The sequence below is a fragment of the Subtercola sp. Z020 genome, assembly GCF_002931235.1.
In the GTDB taxonomy this organism is placed as follows: domain Bacteria; phylum Actinomycetota; class Actinomycetes; order Actinomycetales; family Microbacteriaceae; genus Subtercola.
Window position 1 is genome coordinate 1 of sequence record NZ_PSTT01000103.1, and the last position, 23,652, is coordinate 23,652.

A 23,652-nucleotide genomic window follows, 5' to 3' on the forward strand; every position below is an offset into this window, starting at 1 on the left:
ACCGCATTCAATGTGACGGCCGGCTGATGGGCGCGAGCACGGGTCAGTCGCTCGGCACCGCCTCCTGCGACCTGGCGAGCACGAACACGGCCGCCATCGCCAGCACTGCCCCCACGGGCATCCCGGTGCTCGCCAGGTCGCAGGAGGCGGTGCCGAGCGACTGACCCGTGCTCGCGCCCATCAGCCGGCCGTCACATTGAATGCGGTGCTGACGACGGAGACGGACCCCACGGTTGCCTGGAGGGTGTAGCCGTTGCCCGAGGCCAGCCCCGACAGCAGCGCCCCAGCGATCGAGACTCCGCTGAAGGTCGCGACTCCCGACGCGTCACTCGTGACGACCACCGGGTTCGTCGACACGCCGTTCTGCCAGAGCCGGCCGACGCCGAGCAGGGAGGGGTTGTTCGCGATGGAGAGGCTGATGGCGGTCGACACGGGGTTGCCGAACGCATCGACCGCGCTCACCTTGATCGCGGGCGAGAACGGGGTGCCGGAGACGATGTTTCCCGGCTGCTGGGTGAACACCAGCGTGGCTGCGGCCCCTGCTGTGACCGTCTCGCTGAGCGAGGCCGACGTGAGGCCCGACGCCGCGGCCGTGATGGTCGGCGTGCCGATCTTCGTGTCCCCGTAGTAGAAGGTGGCGGTACTGGCACCGGCGGCGATGCTGACGGTGGCGGGCGCAGCCCCGCTCGTCGGGCCGAAGACCGCGGTGCCCGAGGTGTTCGACGTCAGTGTGAGGGGGCTGGCGGTGGCCGAGGTGACCGCGTTGCCGAACGCGTCCTGACGCTGCACGGTGATGGCCGTGCCGTTCGGAGTCGCCGAGGCGGGGGCCGAGCGGGTCGCCGACGTGAAGGCGAGCTTCGACGCGCTCGCGGGCGTGATCGTCTCGGTCTGGGTCGCCGAGGTGAGCCCCGACAGGGCCGCCGTGATCACAGGTGTGCCGGCCCTGGTGTCTCCGTGGAAGAACGTCGCGGTGCTCGACCCGGTGGCGAACGACACGGTCGAACCCGCCGCACCGCTCGTCGGGGCGAAGATCGCGGTACCACCCGAGTTCGACGTGAGCGTCAGCGGTGTCACAGCCGTCGCCGGCGCCGGGTTGTTGAAGGCGTCCTGCCGCTGCACGGTGATCGCCGACGTGTTCGTCGTCGCCGAGGCCACCGCGGTGACGGCCACCGACGTGAAGACCAGCTTCGAGGCGGCAGCAGCGGCCACGGTCTCGACCTGGGTCGCCGAGGTCAGCCCGGTGGAGGCTGCGGTGATCGTCGGCGTGCCGACGCGGGTGTCGCCGTAGAAGAAGGTGGCCGTGCTCGAACCGGCCGCGATGCTCACGGTGGCGGCCGCCGCGAGGTTCGTCGGGGCGAAGACGGCGGTGCCGGCCGTGTTCGAGGTCAGCGTGAGCGCGCTCGCCGTGCCCGAGGTCACCGCATTGCCGAACGCATCCTGCCGCTGCACGGTGATGGCGGTGCTGTTCGTCGTCGCCGAGGCCGTCGTGGTCACCGGGGCCGAGGTGAAGGCCAGCTTCGAGGCGGCGGCGGGAGTGATGGTGAACGTGCCGCTGGTCGCTGCCGTCAGCCCCGGGCTCGCCGCGCTGAGGGTGTAGCCCGCTGCCGCCTTGTCGAGGGAGAGTCCGGCGAAGGTCGCGATGCCGCTGGAGTTCGTCAGCGCCGTCACCGTGCCCGAGAGCGTTCCGGCGGCGGGGTTGGTTCCGATCGACAGGGTGATCGCGACGCCGGCCGCCGCGACCGTGGTTCCGGCGGCGTTCTGCAGCGCCACCGCGATCGACGGCGTGATCGCGACACCCGCGACGGCGCTGGTCGGCTGCACGGTGAAGCCCAGTTTCGTCGCCGCGATGACGACGACACTGCCGCTTGATGCGCTCACCGCCGTCCAGCTGCGGAACACCGCCGTCACGGCATACGTGTAGGTGCCCGCGGCGACCCCGGTGTCACTGCACGACGTCGTCGTCAGCAGGGCGGTGGCCGAGCTGCCGCAAGCGGCGATGGTGCTGGCGCCTGCCGTTCGGGTCACGAAGTACCCGGTGGGCACGGTTGTGCCGCCGGATGCCGTCCAGCTGACGCTGACCGGCGAGGTGCTGGTCGCAGCCACGGTGACCCCGGTCGGCGCGTTGAGCGTGCCGCTGACAGCGGAGCCGACGCCGCGACCCGTCGAGCGCCAGAACGCATCGGCCGGCCCAGCGACGGGAATGCCGGCGAGCACGAGCAGGGCGACCGCGAGCATCCCGCCGAGCCCCGCGCTGAGCCATCCGCGCACGCCGAACGGCAGGCGGTCCCACGATGATCTGTGGGCACGCCTGCCGTGTCGCGGTGGTGCGGTTCGCATGGTTCAGCTGACCGTTCGACCTGTTTCTGAAGGGCGGGGCACCCGATGCTGCGGCTCGGGCGTCACGCGGTCGATCGGCTAGCTGGCGGTGAAGTAGAGCGGAACGGTGGCGAGCTTGCAGCCGTCCTGGTTGACCGCGGCGCGGTTGATCATCTGGATGGTCACCGTGCCGGTGACGGTGGCGCCCGGGTTCACGTTGCCGGTGGTGAAGGTGGGTGTTCCGACGGTGTAGTCGGCAGCCGAGCATCCGGTCACCGCGACCCACGGGGTGCCGTCGGCGTTGGCGACGGCGGTGGTGACCGCGGCGAGGTTCTGCACACCGGTGCCCGGGTTCGTGACGATGAAGGTGACGGTGTCTGTCGGGCCGCCGGGCGTGAGGGCGGCGCCGGCCGTGGTCGAGGTGATGGTCCAGTTGACGGTGGTGCCGGTCGTGGCCGAGCCGGTTCCCGTACCGGTCGTGGTCCAGTAGGCGAAGGCCGCTGACCCACCACCCAGAACCAGAACGGCGGCGGTGACGATCGCGAAGACGCGCTTTTTCCTGTTGATGTGCTTAGGCATGATTCCCCAAATATCGGTGTCGATGTGAAACATCGACGGCCGATGTTCTGGGGTATCGTGCCATTTCGAAAAAGCCGATTTCGCCGAACTCCCCCCAATGGTGTATTGAGCTTTCGACAGCGGTTGCGGCCTGCCTCCAGCACCAGACGGGTGCAGCCGGCGGAAACACACCGGCAACACGGTGGGCCTAGGCTCTCACCATGGTTGACCTGTTCGCCGGCTATGGCGCCACACTCCTGCCCCGCAAGCCGATCAAGGGTGCCAGCGCCTACGACGAGATGTTCCCCGAGCCGCACTCCTCGTCGCCGGTCGAGGCCAGGGCCGCCTACAGGGACATCTACAACGCTCTCGCCCGCATGACGCAGGAGGAGCTCCGCGGCCGCACGGATGCGCTCGCGAGCTCGTACCTCGCCCAGGGCGTGACGTTCGACTTCGCGGGCGAGGAGCGGCCCTTCCCGCTCGACGCCGTGCCCCGCGTCATCGAACAGGCCGAATGGACCGGGGTCGAAGCCGGCATCAAGCAGCGCGTGCGCGCGCTCGAAGCGTTCCTCGCCGACATCTACGGCGCCCAGAACGCCATCCGCGACGGCGTCATCCCCGCCGGGCTGGTGAGTTCGTCGAGCCACTTCCACCGCGAGGCGGCGGGCATCGTGAGCGCGAACGGCGTGCGCATCCAGGTCTCGGGAATCGACCTCATCCGCGACGAGAAGGGCGCGTGGCGGGTGCTCGAAGACAACGTGCGGGTGCCCTCCGGCGTCAGCTACGTCATCTCGAACCGCCGCGTCATGGCCCAGACCCTGCCCGAACTCTTCGTCAGCATGCGGGTGCGCCCCGTGGGCGACTACCCCAACAAGCTGCTGCAGGCCCTGCGGGCATCCGCCCCCGAAGGTGTCGAAGAACCGAACGTCGTCGTGCTCACCCCGGGCGTCTACAACTCGGCGTACTTCGAGCACACGCTGCTGGCCCGCCTGATGGGCATCGAGCTCGTCGAGGGCCGCGACCTGTTCTGCTCGGGCGGGCGGGTCTGGATGCGCACGACGGCGGGGCCGACGCGCGTCGACGTGATCTACCGCCGGGTCGACGACGAGTTCCTCGACCCGTTGCAGTTCCGGGCGGATTCGATGCTCGGTTCGCCGGGCATCCTGCTCGCGGCGCGCCTCGGCAACGTCACCATCGCCAACGCGGTGGGCAACGGCGTGGCCGACGACAAGCTCGTCTACACCTATCTTCCCGACCTGATCAGGTACTACCTCAGCGAGGAGCCCCTGCTGCCGAACGTCGACACCTGGCGCCTCGAAGACCCGGGAGCCCTCGAAGAGGTGCTCGACCGGCTCGATGAGCTCGTCGTGAAGCCCGTGGACGGTTCGGGCGGCAAGGGCCTCGTCGTGGGTCCGGCCGCGTCGAAGAAGGAGCTCGACGCGCTTCGTAAACGGCTCATCACAGACCCCCGGGGCTGGATTGCACAGCCCGTCGTGCAGCTGTCGACGATTCCGACGCTGGTCGAAGACGGGATGCGCCCGCGGCACGCCGACCTCCGCCCGTTCGCGGTCAACGACGGCAAGGACATCTGGGTGCTGCCGGGCGGCCTCACCCGCGTGGCGCTGCCCGAGGGGGAGCTGGTCGTCAACTCGTCGCAGGGCGGCGGGTCCAAAGACACCTGGGTGGTCGGTTTCGCCGGCGGATTCTCGCCGATCGACGGCACGGCGCAGGTCGCGCAGAACATCCAGGGGCTGGTCGCCGACCAGGCCGCCAACACGCAGGCCATCCCGATCGTGAAGCACGTGCCCGACCAGTCGCCCTACGACAAGCCGCGCTCGCACCACGACCAGCAGGAGCAGCAGCAGCAGGCCGCCGCCCCGCGCCTCGGCGCGCCGCTCACCCTCGCCGCCCTCCCCCTCGCCTCCGGCGAGATGGGCACCTCCGTTCGAGACCGTCAGGCACACCTGTCGGTCTCGCCCGCAAGTGACGGTCTCACGATCGATACGGCTCCGGATGCCCGTTCCGAGCACGAGGGAGAGCGCTGATGCTGAGCCGCATCGCTGAGAGCCTGTTCTGGATCGGGCGGTACATCGAGCGCAGCGACGGTACGGCGCGCATCCTCGACGTGCACCTGCAACTTCTGCTCGAAGACCCGTGGATCGAGGAGAACCTCGCCTGCCGGTCGCTGCTCGCAGTGATGGGCAGCGACATCCCGCCCGACGACCACGAACTGACGCGGGCCGACGTGCTCGACATTCTCGCGGTCGACCGCACGCAACCGGCGTCGATCGCCTACTCGCTCGGTGCTGCCCGCGAGAACGCCCGGCGGGCCCGCGAGATCGTGTCGACGGAGCTCTGGGAGTGCCTCAACACGACGCGCGCACGCATGCCGCGGCGCATCGCGGTGGAGAAGACGCACGAGTTCTTCGCCTGGGTCAGGGAGCGTTCGGCGCTCGCCGTCGGCATCCAGGAGTCCGCGGCATCCAGAGACGAAGCCTGGCACTTCTTCACGCTCGGGCGCTCGCTCGAACGGGCCGACATGACCGCGCGACTGCTCGCGACCCGGTCGCTGACCGAAGCCTCTGGGCCGTCGTGGACGACCATTCTGCGCTCGTGCGGCGCGTACGAGTCGTACCTCCGCACCTACCGCGGGGTGCCGTCGGCGCGAAACGCCGCCGAGTTCCTGCTGCTCGACCGGCTCTTCCCCCGCTCGATCCTCTACTCGGTCTCGCGTGCCGAGCAGAGCCTCCGCGACATCGAACCGCGCAACACCCGCCTCGCGGTGACCGACCAGGCGCAGCGCCTGCTCGGCCAGATCCGCAGCCAACTGGAGTACCGACCGATCATGGACATCCTGCACGACCTCCCGCACCAGATGGATCTCGTGCAGGAGGCGACCAGCGAGGCCTCGGAGGCGATTCGCCAGCGGTACTTCCCGACGAACGCGGCACCGAGCTGGGTGGGAGAGCACGTATGAACCGCCTGCGCATCCGGCACGTCACGGGGTACCGCTACGAGGGTGAGGTGGGGGCGTCGTACAACGAGGCGCGCATGCTGCCGGTGTCGTCGGACGGGCAGTTCGTGCTGTTCTCGAACCTCGAGATCTCGCCGCTGTCGTCGAACCACTCGTACCTCGACTACTGGGGCACGAAAGTGTCGTCGTTCGAGGTGCTGACGCCGCACAAAGAGCTGTCGCTCACCGCGAACTCGCTCATCGAGGTGCGGCCGCGCGAGCATCCCGCCCACGTGCTGACCTGGGAGTCGCTGCGCGAGGAGTCGGCGCGCGTGACCTCGACGATCGAGCAGGTCAAGCAGACGAAGCTGACCGACCCGCCCGACGAGGTGGCGGCTCTCGCGGCCTCGATCGCCTCATCGTACGAGAACGTCTGCGACGCAGCGCTTGCCATCTGCTCGGAGATCGGCAACCAGGTCGAATACATGACCGGGGTGACGGGCGTGCACACGAACGCGCGCGAGGCGTGGGTGGAGAAGAAGGGCGTCTGCCAGGACATCACGCACATCGCGCTCGGTGCGCTGCGGTCGGTGGGCATCCCGGCGCGCTACGTGTCGGGATATCTGCACCCGCGGCCGTCGGCCGGCATCGGCGAGACGGTGACGGGGGAGTCGCACGCCTGGGTGGAATGGTTCTGCGGCGACTGGCGCGGCTTCGACCCGACGAACTCGATCGACATCGGCGATCGGCACGTGACGATCGGCCGGGGCCGCGACTACAACGACGTGGCGCCGCTGCGCGGGGTCTACGCGGGGCCCTTCGGCTCCCGCCTCTTCGTGAAGGTGGAGATCACGCGCGAGGCGTGACCTCGCCCGCGAGACGGTCACTTGCGGGCGAGATGGCCACCTCTACCTGGCGGTCTCGCCCGCAGGTGACCATCTCGCGACCGCGGTCGGCCCGCAGAGCGGGCACAATGGGGGAGTGCCCCACTTCACCGATGAACACGGCGTTCGCATCACGTACTACCGCTGGCTGGTCGAGAACCCCCGCGGAGTGGTGCAGCTCTCGCACGGGCTCGGCGAATACGCGGGCCGCTACGTCGAGCTCGCCGCCGAGCTGAACGCGGCCGGGTACTCCGTCTACGCGAACGACCACCGCGGCCACGGACAGACCGGACTCGACCAGTACAGCGGCGACCGCTCGCAGTTCGGCCGCCTCGGCCCGGGCGGCCTGCGGGCGACGATCGCGGGCATCCGGCAGTTCACGGCGTTGATCGCCACGAAGAACCCGGGACTTCCGCTCTTCCTGCTCGCGCAGAGTTGGGGCTCGCTGATGGCGCAGATCATTGTCAACGGTTCGTCCAAACCGTACGCCGGCCTCGTGTTGGTCGGTTCGGCCTACCGGATGCCCGGGTCGATGGATGGCGGCGACCTCAGCCGACGGCACCGCCCACCCGGCGGCGGCCACGGCTACGAGTGGTTGAGCCGGGATGTCGCCGTGCAGACGGCAGCCGCAGCCGACGAGTTCATGTTCGAAGCGAAGGTGCTGAAGCTGTTCGGGCTGGCAGACGGACTCCGCCTCTTCGGCCGCCCGGCGCGGCGCTTCGACTCCGACCTGCCGGTGCTCATCCTGTCGGGAACCGACGACATCCTCGGCGGGGAGAAGAGCGCCCAGAAGCTCGCGGCGGCCTACCGGCGCGGAGGTCTGAGCGACGTGACGGTGCAGCTGTACCAGGATGCCCGCCACGAGGTTCTGCGAGAGACGAACCGCGACGAGGTCGTCGCCGACCTCCTCGCCTGGCTGGCCGCCCACCCCGCCTGACCCCGCCCCGCCTGACCCCGCGCGCCGATCGACACGCCAAAAGGTGCCGCTCCGGGCCCGGCCTACCGGCGACTTTCGGTGTTTCGACGACCAATGCGGACGCAGGGCGGGCGCGGGCCGGGCGCGGCTACGATGGGCACATGCACGGTGAATACAAAGTTCCTGGCGGCAAGCTCGTCGTGGTCGACCTCGACGTTCGTGACGGAGTGTTCGCCGACTTCCGGCTGGCGGGCGACTTCTTTCTCGAACCCGACAGTGCGCTCGGCGACATCAACCGGGCCGTGAACGGGCTCTCCGCCGACAGCGAGGCTTCCGCCATCGCCGCAGCGATCAAGGCGGCCCTGCCGAAGGACGCCACGATGCTCGGGTTCAGCGCCGAGGGCGTCGCTGTCGCGATCCGGCGTTCACTCGCCAAGGCGACGAGCTGGCGCGATTACGACTGGCAGGTCATCCACTCGAAAGCGGTTCCTCCGCTGATGCAGATGGCCCTCGACGAGGTTCTGGCCGTCGAGGTCGGCGAGGGTCGGCGGCAGCCCACCCTCCGCATCTGGGAGTGGGACTCGCCCGCCGTCGTCATCGGCAGCTTCCAGTCGCTGAAGAACGAGGTCGACCCCGACAACGCGGCGAAGTTCGGCTTCGATGTCGTGCGACGGGTGAGCGGTGGCGGCGCCATGTTCATGGAGGCCGGCTCGGTCGTCACCTATTCGATCTACGCCCCGGCCGATCTCGTTCAGGGCCTCAGCTTCGCCGACTCCTACGCCTTCCTCGACGAGTGGGTGCTGGTCGCTCTCAAGTCGCTCGGCATCGACGCCTCGTACGTGCCGCTGAACGACATCTCGAGCCCGAGCGGCAAGATCGGCGGGGCCGCCCAGAAGCGCCTCGGCAACGGCGCCGTGCTGCATCACGTCACGATGAGCTACGACATCGACGGCGAGAAGATGGTGCAGGTGCTGCGCATCGGCCGCGAGAAGATGAGCGACAAGGGCACCAAGTCGGCCGCCAAGCGGGTCGACCCGCTCCGCAGCCAGACCGGGCTCCCTCGGGCGGAGATCATCGACCGGATGATCGCCACGTTCACCTCGCTCTACGGCGCGACCACCGGCGACATCACCGATGACGAATACGCGAAGGCCGAAGCACTCGTCGAGACGAAGTTCGGCACCCGCGAGTGGATCGAGCGCGTTCCCTGAGCAGCGGCGCCCCCCGGCGGCAGGCGCCCCCCCGGCGGCAGGCGCTACGCAGCGGCGGGCGGCCCGTTCTCGGCGGCGACCGGATCCATCCACATGATCTGCCAGGCGTGGCCGTCGGGGTCTTCGATGTCGCGCGAGTACATGAAGCCGTAGTCTTCGGGATCGCCGAGTTCTGCGCCGCCCGCGGCGACAGCCCTGGCGGCGAACGCGTCGACCTCCTCGCGTGAGTCGACGCCGAGGGAGTTCAGCACCTCGGCCGAACGCCGCGGGTCGACGACCTCCCGGTCGGTGAACGTCGAGAAGTACGGCTTCACCAGCAGCATCAGGTAGATCGAGTCTGACAGTCGGATGTTGGCGGCCTTCTCGTCGGAGAAGTTCGGGTTCACGGTGTAGCCGAGCGCCGTGTAGAACGATGTCGCCCGTTCGAGGTCTTCGACGGGCAGGTTCACGAAGATGTTGTTGGTGGCCATGGCATGCTCACTTTCGAATCGAGATGGTGAGTGATAGTCAACCATCAGCCTCCGACATCCGTAAAGAGCTCAGCCACGCTCCACGAGCTCGTGGTACTCCGGATGCACGTCGATCCAGTCCGCGACGAAGGGGCACTGCGGAACGACTTTCAGCTTCGAGTTGATTCGCACATCATCCAGAGCCCCCTTCACCAGGTTGCTGCCGAGCCCGTGCTTGCGACGGCTGGGGTCGACCTCGGTATGGGTGAAGACGATGGTCTGGCCGATGGTGCGGTAGTCGGCGAGCCCGGCTTCGCGGTCGTCGACGACGAGAACGTAACGGTGGTGATCGGCTTCGTGCCGGATGACAGTGCTCATTGCAGAGCGACACTACGCCGGGTGCCGGGGCCGTGCCAGTCGGCGCTCCGCAGCCTGCCAGAATGAGAGAATGCCCAGCCAGCCGCCCCCCGACCTTCCGGCAGCGGGCTCGACGGGCCGCGTCATCCATGCCGACAATCTCGACGTTCTGCCCACCCTGCCGAGCGGCTCGGCGACACTGATCTACCTCGATCCGCCGTTCAATACGGGGCGCGTGCAGCGTCGCCAGGGCACGACCGCGGTGCGCTCAGAAGCGGGAACCGGCTCGATCACGGGGTTCAAGGGCAACTCGTACGCGCGGATCAAGGGCGACCTGCTGCGCTACGACGACGCCTTCGAGAACTACTGGGAGTTCCTCGAGCCGAGGCTCGTCGAGGCCTGGCGGCTGCTCGCCGACGACGGCACGCTCTACCTGCACCTCGACTACCGAGAGGCGCACTACGCGAAGGTGCTGCTCGATGCGCTCTTCGGCCGGGAGAGTTTTCTGAACGAGATCATCTGGGCCTACGACTACGGAGCGAAGTCGAAGACGCGCTGGCCGACCAAGCACGACACGATTCTGGTCTACGTGAAGAACCCGGATGCCTACTTCTTCGACTCTGAGACTGTCGATCGTGAGCCCTACATGGCTCCCGGGTTGGTGACTGCCGAGCGGGCGGCGCGGGGCAAGCTGCCGACGGATGTCTGGTGGCACACGATCGTGTCGCCGACCGGCCGCGAGAAGACGGGGTACCCGACCCAGAAGCCCGAGGGTGTTCTGCGGCGCATCGTGCAGGCCTCGTCGCGGGAGGGCGATCTGGTGCTGGACTTCTTCGCCGGCAGTGGCACGACGGGGGCGGTTGCGTCAGCGCTCGGGCGCCGGTTTCTGCTGATCGAGCAGAACCCCGAGGCGATAGCGGTCATCCGCCGGCGCCTCCCGGCCGCCTCCTTCGAGTAGCGACCGCCTGGACGGGCGCTCCGACCGCCGAGACTGACGCCTGCGGGCGAGACCGACGGTTCTGTGTGTCGGTCTCGCCCGCAGCGGTCCGTCTCGGCTCAGGCGCGCGAGTCAGGCGCCGTGCTTGGGGTGGTGCTGAGCGGGCTCGCCGCCCGTGGCGACACCGATGCCGGTGTGGCGGGCTCCGACGGTCGTGTCGGCGACTCCAGCCGAGACGACACCGGTTCCGGATGCCCGCTCCGCACCGCCCCGGTCACCTCCGTCGCTCGTGCCGGGCTCGATCATCGCGCCCGTGGCGTTGGCGGCGCTCAGCGCTTCCGCGGCCACGGCATCGGCCGCGGCATCCAGATCGCTCGCCTCCTGCATGGCCGACTTCTGACGGAGCGGCGGCGCCTTCAGGAAGATGGCCAGCACGAACGCGACCGTGACGACCGCCATCGTGATCCAGAACACCGATGCGATAGCGTACGAGAACCCGCTGAGGAACGGGAACGCGAGACGCGGGTCGATCACGTTGAGGAAGGACGTGTCACCGTTCAGCGCGTTGCTGATCGCCGAGAAGTCCTGCGTCTGGATCCAGCCGAGGATCTGCGTGTTCGCCGGGTTGCCGACGACGGCCGGGTCCTGCCCGGCAGCCGCGATTCCGGCCTGCGTCGAGGGAACCGCGAAGGCATCGGTGACCGTCTGCGGCAGGCGCGTGAAGATGAACGAGAACACCACGGCGGTGCCGAGCGTTCCACCGATCTGCCGGAAGAACGTCGACGCACTCGTCGCCACACCGATGTCACGCGGGCCGACCGAGTTCTGCGAGGCGATCGTCAGCGTCTGCATCATCTGGCCGAGACCCAGCCCGATGATGAACATCCCGATCATGACGTACCAGATCTGGGTGTCGACCTTCAGGAAGGTCATGATGAAGAACCCGACGGCCATCAGAGCCGTACCGATGACGGGGAACTTCTTGTACCGGCCGGTGCGGGCGATGAGCTGGCCGCTCACGATCGAGGCGGTCATCAGGCCGAGGATCATCGGCAGCATCAGGAAGCCCGACTCGGTCGGCGTCGCGCCCTTCACCAGCTGCAGGTAGAGCGGCAGGGTGAGCAGCGCGCCGAACATGCCGAACCCGACGAGCACGCCGAGCACGGTGGCCACAGAGAACGTCGACGACTTGAACAGCTTGAGCGGGATGAGTGCGTCGTCGCCCATGCGGCTCTCGACGAAGAGGAAGGCGGCGATGCCGACGGCGGACATGATGTAGCAGAGCCACGCCCCACCCGAACCCCAGCCCCATTCGCGACCCTGTTCGGCGATCAGCAGCAGGGGAACCAGCGCGAGGATGACGGTCGCGGCACCCCACCAGTCGATGCGCACGCCCGGGCGCTTCGTGAACGGGAGGTGCAGGTAGCGGAGAACGACGGCCAGGGCGACGACGCCGATGGGGAGGTTGATCAGGAAGACCCAGCGCCAACCGGTGATGAAGATGATCTCGGGCGCACCCGACAGCAGGCCGCCGAGCAGCGGGCCGATGACACTCGCGATGCCGAAGGTGGCGAGGAAGTAGCCCTGGTACTTGGCGCGTTCGCGCGGGGCGAGCATGTCACCCATGATCGCGAGCGGCAGCGCCATCAGGCCACCGGCACCGAGGCCCTGGATGCCACGGAAGACGGCCAGCTCGTACATCGAGGTCGAGAGGCCGGAGAGCAGCGAGCCGATCAAGAAGATGACGATCGCGATGATGAACAGGGGTCGGCGGCCGAAGATGTCGCTGAGCTTGCCGTAGATCGGCGTCGAGATGGTGGAGAGAATGAGGTAGGCCGTCGTGACCCAGGCCTGCAGGCTGAGCCCGTCGAGGTCGTCGGCGATGGTTCGCATCGAGGTGCCGACGATGGTCTGGTCGAGGGCGGAGAGGAACATTCCGGCGATCAGAGCGAAGATGATCACGAGGATCTGGCGGTGTGTCATGACGCCGCCGGCATCCTTGATCGACTGCGCGCGGGCCTGGCCGGCGCTGGTGGTTCGTGACATGAGTGTCCTGAGGTGTGAAGAGGTGGATGCGGCGGCCGGTGGGTGCGCGCGGGCTACTTCTGCGAAAGTTTGCGGAGACTGCAAAGTTACACCCGGCGAAACCTTCGTGCAAGACAGCAGCTTTTTACCCTCTCGGGCTTGCAATTGCAACCCGATCGAGCGCGGAGGTTATTCATAGGAATACGTGTTGTTCTTAAAGGGTGACAATTACTACGCGACGCTCGTTCATTGCACTGGCCGCCGGGGCCGGCTTCCTGGCCCTCACAGGATGCACTGCCGTGAACGCGTTCGGTGAATCGGCCTCGATGCCCGTCACCTCTGCTGCTCCCGCTCCGTCGGTCACGGCTGCGAGTGTCACGACCGGGTCTCTGGCCGGCGGTACTGCCGTGAGCCTCGCCGGGCAGGGGCTCGGCAGCGTGGTCAGCGTGTCGGTCGGCGGCGTGCCCGCGACATCCGTTGCCATCGACGGCGAGGGCACCGTGACGTTCGTGACCCCGCCCGCCGCCGACTACCAGCCGGCCGCCGCTGCGCTCAGCCTCGCGAACGCAGACGGAACGGTGGTCGACACCGGCCAGACGTTCACCTACACCGCGGTCACGCCTGTCGATCAGCAGATGCAGTACGCGTTCGCGCACTGGAAGGACTACAACCTCGCCGACTGGAGCGTCTTCAGCGACAACGACTGCGGCAACTTCGTGAACCAGACCCTCGTCGCCCGCGGCTGGGAGCAGAACGACGACTGGTACAGCAACTACGGCTCGGGCGGCGACTACAGCTACAGCTGGATCCGCGGCAACGAGATGGACGACTACCTCGACTCACGGCCCGAGACGACGCGCCTCGAGCTCTCTGACCGGGCGTCGCTCAAGATCGGCGACGTGGTGATGTTCGACTGGGATCCGCAGAACGACAACGGGGTGGACCACACGATGCTGGTGTCGCGGGTCGACAGGAACGCCGACGGAAGTGTCTCGGTGAAGATGGTCGGCCACACGGTCGACGCGCAGTACCGCGACCTCGACACGGCGATCACGGTCGAGAACCCGGGCGGAACGGCGCACTTCTACAGCATCGCGTAATCTGCTGCCCCTACACTGGGCGGGTGCCGAACGACCTGCCTCCTGCCCGCCCCCGAAGCCCTGAGCAGGTCTCCGGTTCTGGTCGTGCTGCGCAGCGGGTTCTGGATGCCCGTCAGGGCCGCTTCCGTCGCCGCCGCGTTCTGGCGGCTGCGCTGATCGTCGTCGTGGTGGCGGTCTTCGTCGCCGGCACGGTCGTCGCGCTGAGCGTCGCGGCCCACCAGTTCGGCCCCGGAGCGGCCGCCGCGGGGCTGCAGACTGCGCCGGCGTCGCTCGGGGCCGGTGCCTTGCCGACGGCTTCGGCCACCTCCGCTGCGCCCACTGCGCCCGCGGCCGCGCCCGTTTCGCCGACCGCCGCGCCCGTTTCGCCCGCGCCCTCTGCGCCGCCCGTACCGCCCGGCCCGCCCGCGCCTCCCGCGTTCGACAAGGCGGCGAACTCGGTCGACGACCCGAACAGCATCTGGGTCGTCGTGAACAAGCTGCGCCCGATCGCGAACGGCGCGGATTTCGTTCCGCCCGGCAACGCCGCTATTCCCGGTGACCTGCACAATCCGTGGGGGCAGTCCCTCCGGCCCGAGACGATTGCGGCCCTCGAGGCGATGGCGGCGGCCGACCACGCGGAGGTCGGAACCTCACTCGTCGCTGAGAGCGGCTACCGCTCGTTCGCGTCGCAGACCCGGGCGTACGGAAACTACGTAAGCAGCCTCGGGCAGGCTGGGGCTGACGCGACCAGTGCCCGCCCGGGGTTCAGCGAGCACCAGACGGGGCTCGCCGTCGACATCCTCGACTCGGGAACCAGCTGCGACCTCGACAGCCCCTGCTTCGGAAGCTCGCCGTCGGGAGTGTGGCTGGCGGCGAACGCCTACCGCTTCGGCTTCATCCTGCGGTACCCCGCCGACAAGACCGCGGTGACCGGCTATGAGTACGAGCCCTGGCACTTCCGGTACGTCGGCACCGACCTCGCCACCGAGATGCACGCGACCGGCGTCACGACGCTGGAGGAGTTCTTCGGCCTCCCCGCCGCCCCCGACTACGCGCCCTGACCCCTCGCCCGAGCGGCGCTCTGAGGCCGTTCGGGCCCGGCGGGCATTCCGGCCGTGCCCACCCAGCCCGGCGGGCATATGCCTCGCCAGGTGTCCCCGCCGAGCGCGGGACTCGGCTCTGGCGCCGCGTGCGCCGCGTGCGCCGCGTGCGCCTCGCCAGGTGTCCCCGCCGAGCGCGCGGCACGACCTAGGCGCCGAGTGCGCCGTCGACGATGACCTTCGCCTCTGCCTGCACCTCCTTGAGGTGGTCGGCCCCGAGGAACGACTCCGCATAGATCTTGTACACGTCTTCGGTGCCCGAGGGGCGCGCGGCGAACCAGGCGTGCTCGGTGACGACCTTGACGCCGCCGACGGGAGCGTCGTTGCCGGGTGCCCTGCTCAGCTTGGCGACGATCTCGTCGCCGGCGAGCGTCGAGGCGGGGATATCGTCTCCGTCGAGCTTCGCGAGCTGCGCCTTCTGCGCCTTCGACGCTGCAGCATCGATGCGCTCGTAGACGGGGTCACCGAACTCGGCGACCAGGTCGGCGTAGTGCTGCGACGGCGTCTTGCCGGTCACCGCGAGGATCTCGGAGGCCAGCAGCGCGAGGATGATGCCGTCTTTGTCCGTCGTCCACACCGTGCCGTCGAAGCGGAGGAAGGAGGCTCCCGCAGACTCCTCGCCGCCGAAGGCCACACTTCCGTCGATCAGCCCGGGAACGAACCACTTGAACCCGACCGGCACCTCCCAGAGCCGTCGGCCGAGCGATTCGGCGACCCGGTCGATCATGCTCGATGAGACGAGGGTCTTGCCGATCGCGGCATCCGGGCGCCACGAGGTGCGATTGCCGTAGAGGTACTGGATCGCAACCGCGAGGTAGTGGTTCGGGTTCATGATGCCGGCGTCGGGGGTGACGACGCCGTGCCGGTCGGCATCCGCATCGTTGCCGGTGGAGATGTCGTAGTCGTGACGGCGCTCGACCAGCGAGGCCATGGCATAGGGCGAGGAGCAGTCCATGCGGATCTTGCCGTCCCAGTCGAGCGTCATGAACGCCCACTGCGGGTCGACGGTCGTATTGACGACCTCGAGGTTCAGCCCGAAGCGTTCGCCGATCAGCGCCCAGTAGTCGACGCTCGCCCCGCCGAGCGGGTCGGCGCCGATGTGGATGCCCGACTTGGCGATCTTGTCGAGATCGATGACGCTCGGCAGATCGGCAACGTAGTGCTCGCGGAAGTCGTACGTGTCGCTCGGCGTCGCCTCGCCCCGCAGCACCTCCGTGAGGCCGCCCTCGATGAGCTCGTTCGCACGGGCGGCGATCCAGCCGGTCGCGTCGGAGTCGGCCGGACCGCCGTGCGGGGGGTTGTACTTGAAGCCACCGTCTCGCGGCGGGTTGTGGCTCGGCGTGATGACGATGCCGTCGGCCTGGTCGGAGTGCCCCGACGCCGGATTGTTGTAGCGGAGGATCGCGTGCGACACGGCGGGCGTGGGCGTGTAGCTGTCGCGGGAGTCGGTCCACACCGTGACGTGGTTCGCGTTCAGCACCTCGAGCGCGGTGTTCTCGGCGGGCTTCGACAGCCCGTGGGTGTCGCGCCCGATGAACAGCGGGCCGGTGATGCCCTGCAGCGCCCGGTACTCCACGATCGCCTGCGTGATGGCGAGGATGTGGTTCTCGTTGAAGGCGGTGTCGAGCGACGACCCGCGGTGCCCGCTCGTGCCGAAGATGACCTTCTGCTCCGGGTTGCTGACATCGGGCTTCAGGTCGTAGTACGACGACACCAGGGCATCGATGTCGACAAGGTCTTCGGGGAGGGCCTGCAGCCCGGCGCGCTCGTTCATGCCTTCATCTTGGCATCCGTGACCATCGCCCGGGGAGCTCTTGCGTCATCTGTGCAAAAGTGGTCCCCTCCCCCCACTGGGGAGGAGAAGACCACCTTGCTCAGCAGTTCTGCCGGGGCTACATGTCGCCAGAGACCGCGGGGTCGGAGACGGTCAGGTCGACCGCCCGCAGCTCAGACGCGCCTTCGCCCGTCACCTTCACCACGAAGTGGTAGTCGCCGGCCTTCGTCGGTGTCCCCGAGATCGTGCCGGTTCCCTGGTCGACCTTCAGCCCGGCGGGCAGCCGCCCCGTTGTGACCTCGAACTTGGCCGAGGCTCCCTGCATGGCCGCGAGAACGTACTGGTACGGCTTGCCGAGCAGGGCTGTCGGGGGCTCATCGCTCGTGACGTGGATCGTGGCGGTCGCCTGTTCGCCGGCCTGTCCGGCCGGTCCCACCAGGTGGTAGGTGAAGGTCACGTCACCGGTGAAGGCCGCCTGCGGCTCGAAGCGGAACGACCCGTCGGGCGCAGCGGTGACCGTGCCGACGGCAGGGTGGTCGTCGACCACGACGTTCCAGTCGTCACGCCCGCTGGCGAACAGATCGTTCGCTGCGACGCCGTGCGCCGCATCGACGGCGAGTGTCGAGTCGGCTGCGACGCTGTACTCGTCGTTCGCCGAGACAGCGCTGCCTCCCACTCTCAGATGGATGGCCGTCGGCGGGCTCGCGACGCCGGCCCCGTTCTCGGTGTAGACGTAGATCGTGTCGTCGCCCACGAATGTGCTGGTCGGTGGGGTGTACCGGATCTCGTTCGAGGAGATCGTGAATGTGCCCGCGCCACGTTCGTTGCCGGTCCACGCCTTCAGGTCAGTCGACGCCTGCACGTGGCAGAGCACGCCCCAGAGAGTCGTCGGTGCCGATCCGATCGCTGCGACGGACTTTCCGTCAGCCGTTCCGGGGTCGGTGCAGACCGGTGCGGCTGGCCGCACGTCGACGTGAGCGCCGGCGGTCGCGCCATTCGCATCGGCGGCGACCACGGCCTGGCTGAGGGCCTGGACGGTGAAGTGCAGGCGCGCAGTGGCGACGTCCCCTGCGTTCATGTGCGGGATGAGGTAGCTCACGTATTCGTCCGTCTGGGTGCCGAAGCGCATCCAGTCGCTCGGGATCGAGTCCACGACTGCGGCGCTCAGTCCGGAGATCTTCAGGCGAACCAGCGTCGACCCGGCCGTCGAAGCACGAACGGTGAGGGTGTAGTCGGCGCGCCCGCCCGGGGCCGTCACCTCTGTGGGTGTGATCGTCGACGAGGTGGTGACGGTGTTCGCCGGCTCCATGTCATCAGCGGAGGGCGACTCCGTCGTCAGGAACCCGCGGGAGGTTCCGAGGTACGTGCCGATGTTGCCGTAGCCCTTACCGTCGTTCTTGTACCAGGAGACCTGGGGAACATTGAGTTGACCTGAACTCGAGTAGGTGTACATGGCTTCCGCTGTGTACTTCGTGAAGACGACAGTTGTCTTGAAGCAGCCGAGGCTCGTGACGCACTCGATCGTGTCGTCTTCCACCCAGCTGAGGACGCTGCCCCGGTTCGACTCCGACTTCAGCTGGGACAGCGAGGCATTGTCTATACCCGGGAGGGGCGTCTGGGCCGTCGACCTCGTGCACAGGTTCGACCCGTTGGGGGAAGGCATGCAGTTGTAGCCAGAGTCAGACGAGGGGAACAGCCGCTTGTTGTTGAGAACCTCCCATGGGCTGAAATCCTTTGTGTCGGTGAACATCTGCTTGTCGTAGCCCCAGTACGACCCGCCTTCAGGGGTGCCGGAAGCCCCACCCGTAGAACCGCGGTACCCGCAGGTGTGTTCGGGTATCAGGCCTCCGATGACGGCGTCAGTCATTTTGCAGGCCAGCGGCTGATGGTTCAGGGCGCCGGCGGCCGAGGCCGATGAGGCGCCGCCCGCTGCAACCAGGCCGGACCCCAGCAGCAGAGCTATGACAGGCGCGACCACCGACTTCGACAACTTCATGATGGAATTCCTCTTTCTATCGTGCGTGAGCAGAGCTGGGAACGCTGAGATATGTGTTGTGTTCCTGAAGAGGGAGAGCGGCGGTGAGGCATTTCATTACGCGAAGGCCGCAAAGTTCAGCGAAACGTAAGGTTCGCGGGCGCCTTTGCCGTATTCCTGTACCGCGAACGGGGGGTAAGACCCGCCGCGGCAGCCGCGGGCTAGGCTCGGGGCATGGCAGACAGCACGCCCGCAGACAGCGCAGCCGCGACATCCGGCGCCGCGAAAGCGACCTACAGCTACCTCGGCCCGACGGGCACCTTCACCGAGGCCGCCCTCGCGCAGGTGCCCGAGGCGGCTGGCCAGAACTGGCGGAGCGTCAACAACGTGGGTGAGGCGCTCGACGACGTGACGTCGGGCCGCAGCATCGCCGCCATGATCGCGATCGAGAACTCGGTCGAGGGCGGCGTCAGCGCCACGCAGGACGCGCTGGCGAGCATCCCGAACCTCCGCATCGTAGGGGAGTACCTGGTCAGGGTGCAGTTCGCGCTCGTCGCGCGGCCGGGCATCGAGCTGAAAGACGTGCACGTCGTGAACGCGCACCCCGTCGCGTACGCGCAGTGCAGGGGCTGGCTCGAGGCGAACCTGCCCTCGCACGGCCACATCCCGTCGACCTCGAACGTGGCGAGCGCGCTCAGCCTCTTCGACAGCGACCTGGCGGATGCCGCGATCGCCCCGCCCCGCATCGTCGAACACCACGAGCTGAACACGCTGGCCACCGACATCGGCGACAACCACAATGCGGTCACCCGGTTCGTGCTGGTCAGCCGGGCCGCCGCGCTGCCGCAGCCGACGGGGGCGGACAAGACGAGCATCATCGCCGAGCTCCCCGCCGACCGCTCGGGCGCGCTGCTCGAACTGCTCGAGCAGTTCTCGACGCGCGGGGTCAACCTCAGCCTGCTGCAGTCCCGCCCCATCGGCGATGCTCTCGGGCGCTACCGGTTCATCATCGATGCCGACGGCCACATTCTCGACGAGCGCGTGGCGGATGCGATGCTCGGCGTGCGCCGGTTCAGTCCGCGCGTCATCTTCCTGGGGTCGTATCCGCGGGCGGACCAGGCTCAGATCGAGTACGTCGACCGCTACGACGACGAGGTCTTCATCGAGGCGCGCGACTGGCTGCGGTCGCTGGTCTCGGGCGAACCCGAGGTCTCCCCCGAGTAGCCGCCGGCTCTGGATGCCGCGGGCCGCCGCCGCCCGCCGCGCGGCATCCGGAGCCTAGACGCGCACCCGCAGCGCGCCGGGGTCGACCCAGATGTGCAGAAGCGACGCCTCGCCGAACTCGTCGCCGTCGAGCTGGATCTGCTGCGGCTCGTCGAGCCTCAGCCGCAGATCGGTGCCCTGCGCGTACACCACGTCTTTGACGTCGGGCGAGATCTCGATGAGGCGCCGGCCCGCCGCCGACTTCGCGAGCACCCCGTTCTCGATCGTCACCTTGTTCCACGCGCGGATCCAGCCGAACGGCCCCTTCGGGCGCAGCGCCATGAAGTCGAGCACCCCGTCGTCGGGCTTCGCGTCGGGCATGAGCAGGATGCCGCCGGGCAGCAGCCCGCAGTTGCCCGCCATCACCGAGTGCGACGAGACGTCGCGCCACGGCTCCTCCCCGTCGATCGACACCGACATGGTGATGGAGTGAAGCTCGGGCAGCGCGCGCAGGCCGCCATCGACGTAGGCGAGCCAACCGACAGCTTTCTTGAGCTTCGAGTTGGTGTTCGCGATCATCTTGGCATCGATGCCGAGACCGGCGATGACGAGAAAGACGTGGGTCGAGCTGGCGGGCTCGGCAGGCGAGTCGGCTCCGGATGCCGCGGCGGCACCCGCGGGCCGCGTGATCTCGATCAGCCCGAGGTCGATGTCGCGGTCGTACCCCGTGAACATCAGCCCGATGCCCTCGTCGAAGTCCATCGTGAGGTCGAGGTTGCGGGCAAGCAGGTTTCCGGTTCCCGACGGCAGCAGCGCAAGCGGCACGCCCGAACCGCGCAGCGCCTCCGCGACGGCGCGCACCGTTCCGTCGCCGCCGGCGGCCATGACGACGTCGGCTCCCGCAGCGATCGCGGCTGCGGTCACGTGCTGTCCGGCATCCAGAGCCGTCGTCTCGTACCAGAACGTCTCACCCCAGCCGGCCGCAGCGGCTCGGCGTTCGACAGCTTCCCGCAGCTTCGACCCCTCGACCTTGATCGGATTGAACACGACGGCAGCACGTCTGCCTGCAGGCCCGGCCTCTTCTCGGGAATGCTCTGCGACGGCCACAAGTCATAGGGTAGGGCATCGCTAAGATTGTGCAGGTGATCGATCCTGTACTCCTGCGCGAGAATCCCGAGCTCATCCGCCAGTCCCAGGCTGCCCGCGGTGACTCGGTCGAGCTGGTCGACCTGGCCCTCACGGCCGACACCGAGCGCCGAACCGCGATCGGCGAGTACGAGAACCTGCGAGCGTCGCAGAACGCTTTCGGCAAGAAGGTCGCCGCGGCTCCCAAAGACGAGAAGAAGGCCCTAGTCGCCGAGGCCCAGACCCTGGCCGCGAGCGTCAAAGAGGCGAACCAGCGGGTTCAGGATGCCGAACTGAGCTTCAGCGGGCTCGTCGGCGCCATCGCGAACCCCGTTCTTCCCGGCGTGCCCTCCGGCGGCGAGGAGAACTTCGTCACCCTGCGCGAGGTCGGAACCCGCCCGGACTTCGACTTCGAACCCCGCGACCACGTCGAGATCGCCGAGTTGATCGGGGCATTCGACCTGCAGCGCGGTGCGAAGGTCAGCGGCGCGCGCTTCTACTTCCTCACCGGCATCGGTGCCCGCCTCGAGATCGCGCTGATGAACCTGGCGCTCGAGAAGGCGATCGCGAACGGCTTCACGCCGATGATCACGCCGACCCTGGTGCGCCCCGAGATCATGCGCGGCACCGGCTTTCTCGGCGAGCATGCCGACGAGATCTACTACCTGCCGGCCGACGACCTCTACCTCACGGGCACGAGCGAGGTCGCGCTCGCGGGGTTCCACTCCGACGAGATCCTCGACCTCACCGACGGGCCGTACCGCTACGCCGGCTGGTCGACCTGCTACCGGCGCGAGGCCGGCTCGGGCGGAAAGGACACCCGCGGCATCCTGCGCGTTCACCAGTTCAACAAGCTCGAGATGTTCTCGTACGTGCTGCCCGAAGACGCCGAAGCCGAACACCTGCGTCTCGTCGGCTACCAGGAGGAGTTGCTCACCTCGCTCGGCCTCAACTACCGCGTGATCGACGTCGCTGCGGGCGACCTCGGCTCGTCGGCCGCGCGAAAGTACGACATCGAGGCGTGGGTGCCCACGCAGGGCACGTTCCGCGAGCTCACGTCGACGTCGAACTGCACCACGTACCAGGCGCGGCGACTGGATGCCCGCTACCGCACCGAATCGGGCAAGACCGCTCCCGTGGCGACGCTGAACGGCACGTTCGCGACCACCCGCTGGCTCGTCGCGCTGCTCGAGACGCACCAGCGGGCCGACGGATCGGTGCGGGTGCCCGAGGTGCTGCGCCCCTACCTCGGTGGGCTCGAGGTCATCGAGCCGCTGAACGGGCGGCGGGCGTGAGCGGCGTGGGTGGGATCGGCGGCGTGGGTGGAGTTCGCGGCAAGGGCGGGGCTGATGGCGTGAGCGACGAGGGTGCCGTGGGCGACATCCCGTTCGGCGATGCCGACGAGGCGGCGGCCGAGGCTGCGGGCGTGAGCGGTTCGGGCGAGGTTCCGATGGTCGACGACGCCGGGCTGGTCGACGCCGACCCCGAAGAACCCGACTTCGCGGCGCGCCCCGGCCAGCTCGACCTGCCGAGAGACGCCGTCGCCGACGCGCCGGGCTCTGCCGGGCATCCGGAGACCAACCCGACGAACCCCGAGCGCTGGCTCGTCGCGCTCGACATCGACGGAACGATCCTGCACGAAGACGGCTCGATCTCCGACGCCGTCGTCGACCAGGTCGCGCGCCTGACCGGCCTCGGCCACGAGGTGATGCTCGCCACCGGCCGCTCCGTCGCCTCGACCCTGCCGGTGCTCGACCTGCTCGGCATCGCGCCGACCTACGTCGTCTGCTCGAACGGGGCCATCACGATGCAGCGGGATGCGGATGCCCCACTGGGCTATCGGCGTGAGATCGTCGAGACGTTCAACCCCGGTGCGGTGTTGCGGCAGATCCAGGCGCACCTGCCGAACGGGCGGTTCGCGGTGGAGGATGCGGACGGCTACTTCCGCTACACCGGCGACTTCCCCGACGCAGTGAACTCGATCGGCGGCGAGGCGGTGCCGTTCGACGAGCTGCTCGACATCGAGGCGACGCGCGTCGTCGTCATCTCGCCCGGGCACGACATGGAGGACTTCCTGTCGATCGTCGAGACGATGGGCCTGCACCGCGTCTCGTACTCGGTCGGCTGGACGGCCTGGCTCGACATCGCGCCCGACGGCGTCAACAAGTCGACCTCGATGGAGCGCGTGCGGCAGCTGCTCGGCATCCCCTCGTCGCGTGTACTGGCGGCCGGCGACGGCCGCAACGACATCGAGATGCTGACCTGGGCCGCGGTCTCGGGCCGCGCTGTCGCGATGGGCCAGGCGCCAGACGACGTGCGCGAGGTCGCGACAGAGGTGACGTCGTCGATCCACGACGATGGTCTGGCGAAGGCGCTCGCGACCCTGCGCTGAGGCTGGGACTCCGGGTTGTGGGTTGCTCAGTTAATGAGCTAATCTCACGATCATGCCTCTTGCGTCCCGATTCTCTGTTCCTGTCGTCACCGTCTGTCTCGCCCTCGTTGCCTCCGGTCTGGTGATCGGAGCTGGGTCGGCCACGGCGGCGCCTGTCTCCAGCGACCCTCTCGTAACGCTCGCCGCTGGCAGCAGCCCACGTTCGATAGCAGTAGGCGCAGGGGGAGAGTTCTTCACGGCGAATTTCGGCTCGAGCGTCGTCGCAGCCTTCACCTCTGACGGTGTCTTCGAGCCCCTGAGATCGGTGCCGATGCCAGCGGGATCGCACCCGATCGATGTGGCCGTGGACTCGAAGGGTACAGTTTGGAGCGCGAACATCGACGGCCATTCAGTCGGGT

The 23,652-nt window shown here is 68.3% G+C and carries 19 protein-coding genes; 11 read left to right on the forward strand and 8 right to left on the reverse strand.

Features of this window, described 5'->3' with window-relative positions:
• Positions 1-180 precede the first annotated feature (180 nt).
• Both C5B96_RS13405 and C5B96_RS13410 read right to left on the reverse strand, forming a co-directional pair.
• On the reverse strand, positions 181-2,337 hold the full coding sequence (locus tag C5B96_RS13405; RefSeq protein ID WP_146078184.1) for a hypothetical protein: 2,157 nt from the start codon (positions 2,335-2,337) through the stop codon (positions 181-183).
• Positions 2,338-2,415: 78 nt separating this feature from the next.
• Positions 2,416-2,895 (reverse strand): hypothetical protein, encoded by a 480-nt coding sequence (locus C5B96_RS13410; protein ID WP_104245902.1) that lies wholly within the window; start codon positions 2,893-2,895, stop codon positions 2,416-2,418.
• 200 nt (positions 2,896-3,095) lie between these two features.
• Between C5B96_RS13410 and C5B96_RS13415 the strand changes: the two genes are divergently transcribed.
• The 5 genes from C5B96_RS13415 (at position 3,096) to C5B96_RS13435 (ending at position 8,838) form a co-directional block, all read left to right on the forward strand.
• Positions 3,096-4,919, forward strand: a complete 1,824-nt coding sequence (locus C5B96_RS13415; protein ID WP_104245868.1) for a circularly permuted type 2 ATP-grasp protein — start codon at positions 3,096-3,098, stop codon at positions 4,917-4,919.
• Positions 4,919-5,851: an alpha-E domain-containing protein gene (locus C5B96_RS13420; RefSeq protein ID WP_104245869.1), complete on the forward strand. Its 933-nt coding sequence runs from the start codon at positions 4,919-4,921 to the stop codon at positions 5,849-5,851. The genes C5B96_RS13415 and C5B96_RS13420 overlap by 1 nt, the downstream gene beginning before the upstream one ends.
• Positions 5,848-6,693 (forward strand): transglutaminase family protein, encoded by an 846-nt coding sequence (locus C5B96_RS13425; RefSeq protein WP_104245870.1) that lies wholly within the window; start codon positions 5,848-5,850, stop codon positions 6,691-6,693. The genes C5B96_RS13420 and C5B96_RS13425 overlap by 4 nt, the downstream gene beginning before the upstream one ends.
• A 115-nt stretch (positions 6,694-6,808) precedes the next feature.
• Positions 6,809-7,648, forward strand: a complete 840-nt coding sequence (locus C5B96_RS13430; RefSeq protein WP_104245871.1) for an alpha/beta hydrolase — start codon at positions 6,809-6,811, stop codon at positions 7,646-7,648.
• A gap of 140 nt (positions 7,649-7,788) precedes the next feature.
• Entirely contained in the window at positions 7,789-8,838 is a 1,050-nt protein-coding gene (locus C5B96_RS13435) for a biotin/lipoate A/B protein ligase family protein (RefSeq protein ID WP_104245872.1), read from the forward strand.
• Positions 8,839-8,882: 44 nt separating this feature from the next.
• Here the strand turns inward: C5B96_RS13435 and C5B96_RS13440 are convergent, their stop codons facing one another.
• Both C5B96_RS13440 and C5B96_RS13445 read right to left on the reverse strand, forming a co-directional pair.
• Positions 8,883-9,308 carry a VOC family protein gene (locus tag C5B96_RS13440; RefSeq protein WP_104245873.1) on the reverse strand — a complete coding sequence of 142 codons (426 nt, stop codon included), beginning with the start codon at positions 9,306-9,308 and terminating at the stop codon, positions 8,883-8,885.
• A gap of 69 nt (positions 9,309-9,377) precedes the next feature.
• Positions 9,378-9,665: a GNAT family N-acetyltransferase gene (locus C5B96_RS13445; RefSeq protein WP_104245874.1), complete on the reverse strand. Its 288-nt coding sequence runs from the start codon at positions 9,663-9,665 to the stop codon at positions 9,378-9,380.
• A 70-nt stretch (positions 9,666-9,735) separates the two neighbouring features.
• Between C5B96_RS13445 and C5B96_RS13450 the strand changes: the two genes are divergently transcribed.
• Complete coding sequence (locus C5B96_RS13450) at positions 9,736-10,602, forward strand: site-specific DNA-methyltransferase (RefSeq protein ID WP_104245875.1); 867 nt, start codon at positions 9,736-9,738, stop codon at positions 10,600-10,602.
• Between the two features lie 111 nt (positions 10,603-10,713).
• Here the strand turns inward: C5B96_RS13450 and C5B96_RS13455 are convergent, their stop codons facing one another.
• Positions 10,714-12,627 carry an MDR family MFS transporter gene (locus C5B96_RS13455; RefSeq protein ID WP_369826485.1) on the reverse strand — a complete coding sequence of 638 codons (1,914 nt, stop codon included), beginning with the start codon at positions 12,625-12,627 and terminating at the stop codon, positions 10,714-10,716.
• A gap of 278 nt (positions 12,628-12,905) precedes the next feature.
• On the opposite strand from C5B96_RS13455, the gene C5B96_RS13460 reads away from it, so the two are divergent.
• Both C5B96_RS13460 and C5B96_RS13470 read left to right on the forward strand, forming a co-directional pair.
• Positions 12,906-13,706: an amidase domain-containing protein gene (locus C5B96_RS13460; protein WP_104245876.1), complete on the forward strand. Its 801-nt coding sequence runs from the start codon at positions 12,906-12,908 to the stop codon at positions 13,704-13,706.
• A 23-nt stretch (positions 13,707-13,729) separates the two neighbouring features.
• The gene (locus C5B96_RS13470) at positions 13,730-14,746 is read left to right on the forward strand and encodes a D-alanyl-D-alanine carboxypeptidase family protein (protein ID WP_233189201.1); all 1,017 of its coding nucleotides are present in this window, start codon (positions 13,730-13,732) and stop codon (positions 14,744-14,746) included.
• Positions 14,747-14,933: 187 nt separating this feature from the next.
• Here C5B96_RS13470 and pgm read toward each other — a convergent pair whose 3' ends face one another.
• Positions 14,934-16,559: a phosphoglucomutase (alpha-D-glucose-1,6-bisphosphate-dependent) gene (gene pgm / locus C5B96_RS13475; RefSeq protein WP_104245878.1), complete on the reverse strand. Its 1,626-nt coding sequence runs from the start codon at positions 16,557-16,559 to the stop codon at positions 14,934-14,936.
• A 118-nt stretch (positions 16,560-16,677) separates the two neighbouring features.
• Positions 16,678-18,555, reverse strand: a complete 1,878-nt coding sequence (locus C5B96_RS13480; RefSeq protein WP_104245879.1) for a putative Ig domain-containing protein — start codon at positions 18,553-18,555, stop codon at positions 16,678-16,680.
• A gap of 213 nt (positions 18,556-18,768) precedes the next feature.
• On the opposite strand from C5B96_RS13480, the gene pheA reads away from it, so the two are divergent.
• Positions 18,769-19,758, forward strand: coding sequence for a prephenate dehydratase (gene pheA, locus C5B96_RS13485; RefSeq protein WP_104245880.1), 990 nt, complete (start codon positions 18,769-18,771; stop codon positions 19,756-19,758).
• A gap of 54 nt (positions 19,759-19,812) precedes the next feature.
• Here pheA and C5B96_RS13490 read toward each other — a convergent pair whose 3' ends face one another.
• A complete protein-coding gene (locus C5B96_RS13490; protein ID WP_104245881.1) occupies positions 19,813-20,844 on the reverse strand; it encodes a diacylglycerol kinase family protein in 1,032 nt (343 codons plus the stop codon).
• 35 nt (positions 20,845-20,879) lie between these two features.
• On the opposite strand from C5B96_RS13490, the gene serS reads away from it, so the two are divergent.
• Together serS and C5B96_RS13500 are read left to right on the forward strand one after the other, a co-directional pair.
• Positions 20,880-22,157 carry a serine--tRNA ligase gene (gene serS / locus C5B96_RS13495; RefSeq protein WP_104245905.1) on the forward strand — a complete coding sequence of 426 codons (1,278 nt, stop codon included), beginning with the start codon at positions 20,880-20,882 and terminating at the stop codon, positions 22,155-22,157.
• A gap of 59 nt (positions 22,158-22,216) precedes the next feature.
• Positions 22,217-23,254: an HAD family hydrolase gene (locus tag C5B96_RS13500; RefSeq protein WP_369826486.1), complete on the forward strand. Its 1,038-nt coding sequence runs from the start codon at positions 22,217-22,219 to the stop codon at positions 23,252-23,254.
• Positions 23,255-23,652 lie beyond the last annotated feature (398 nt).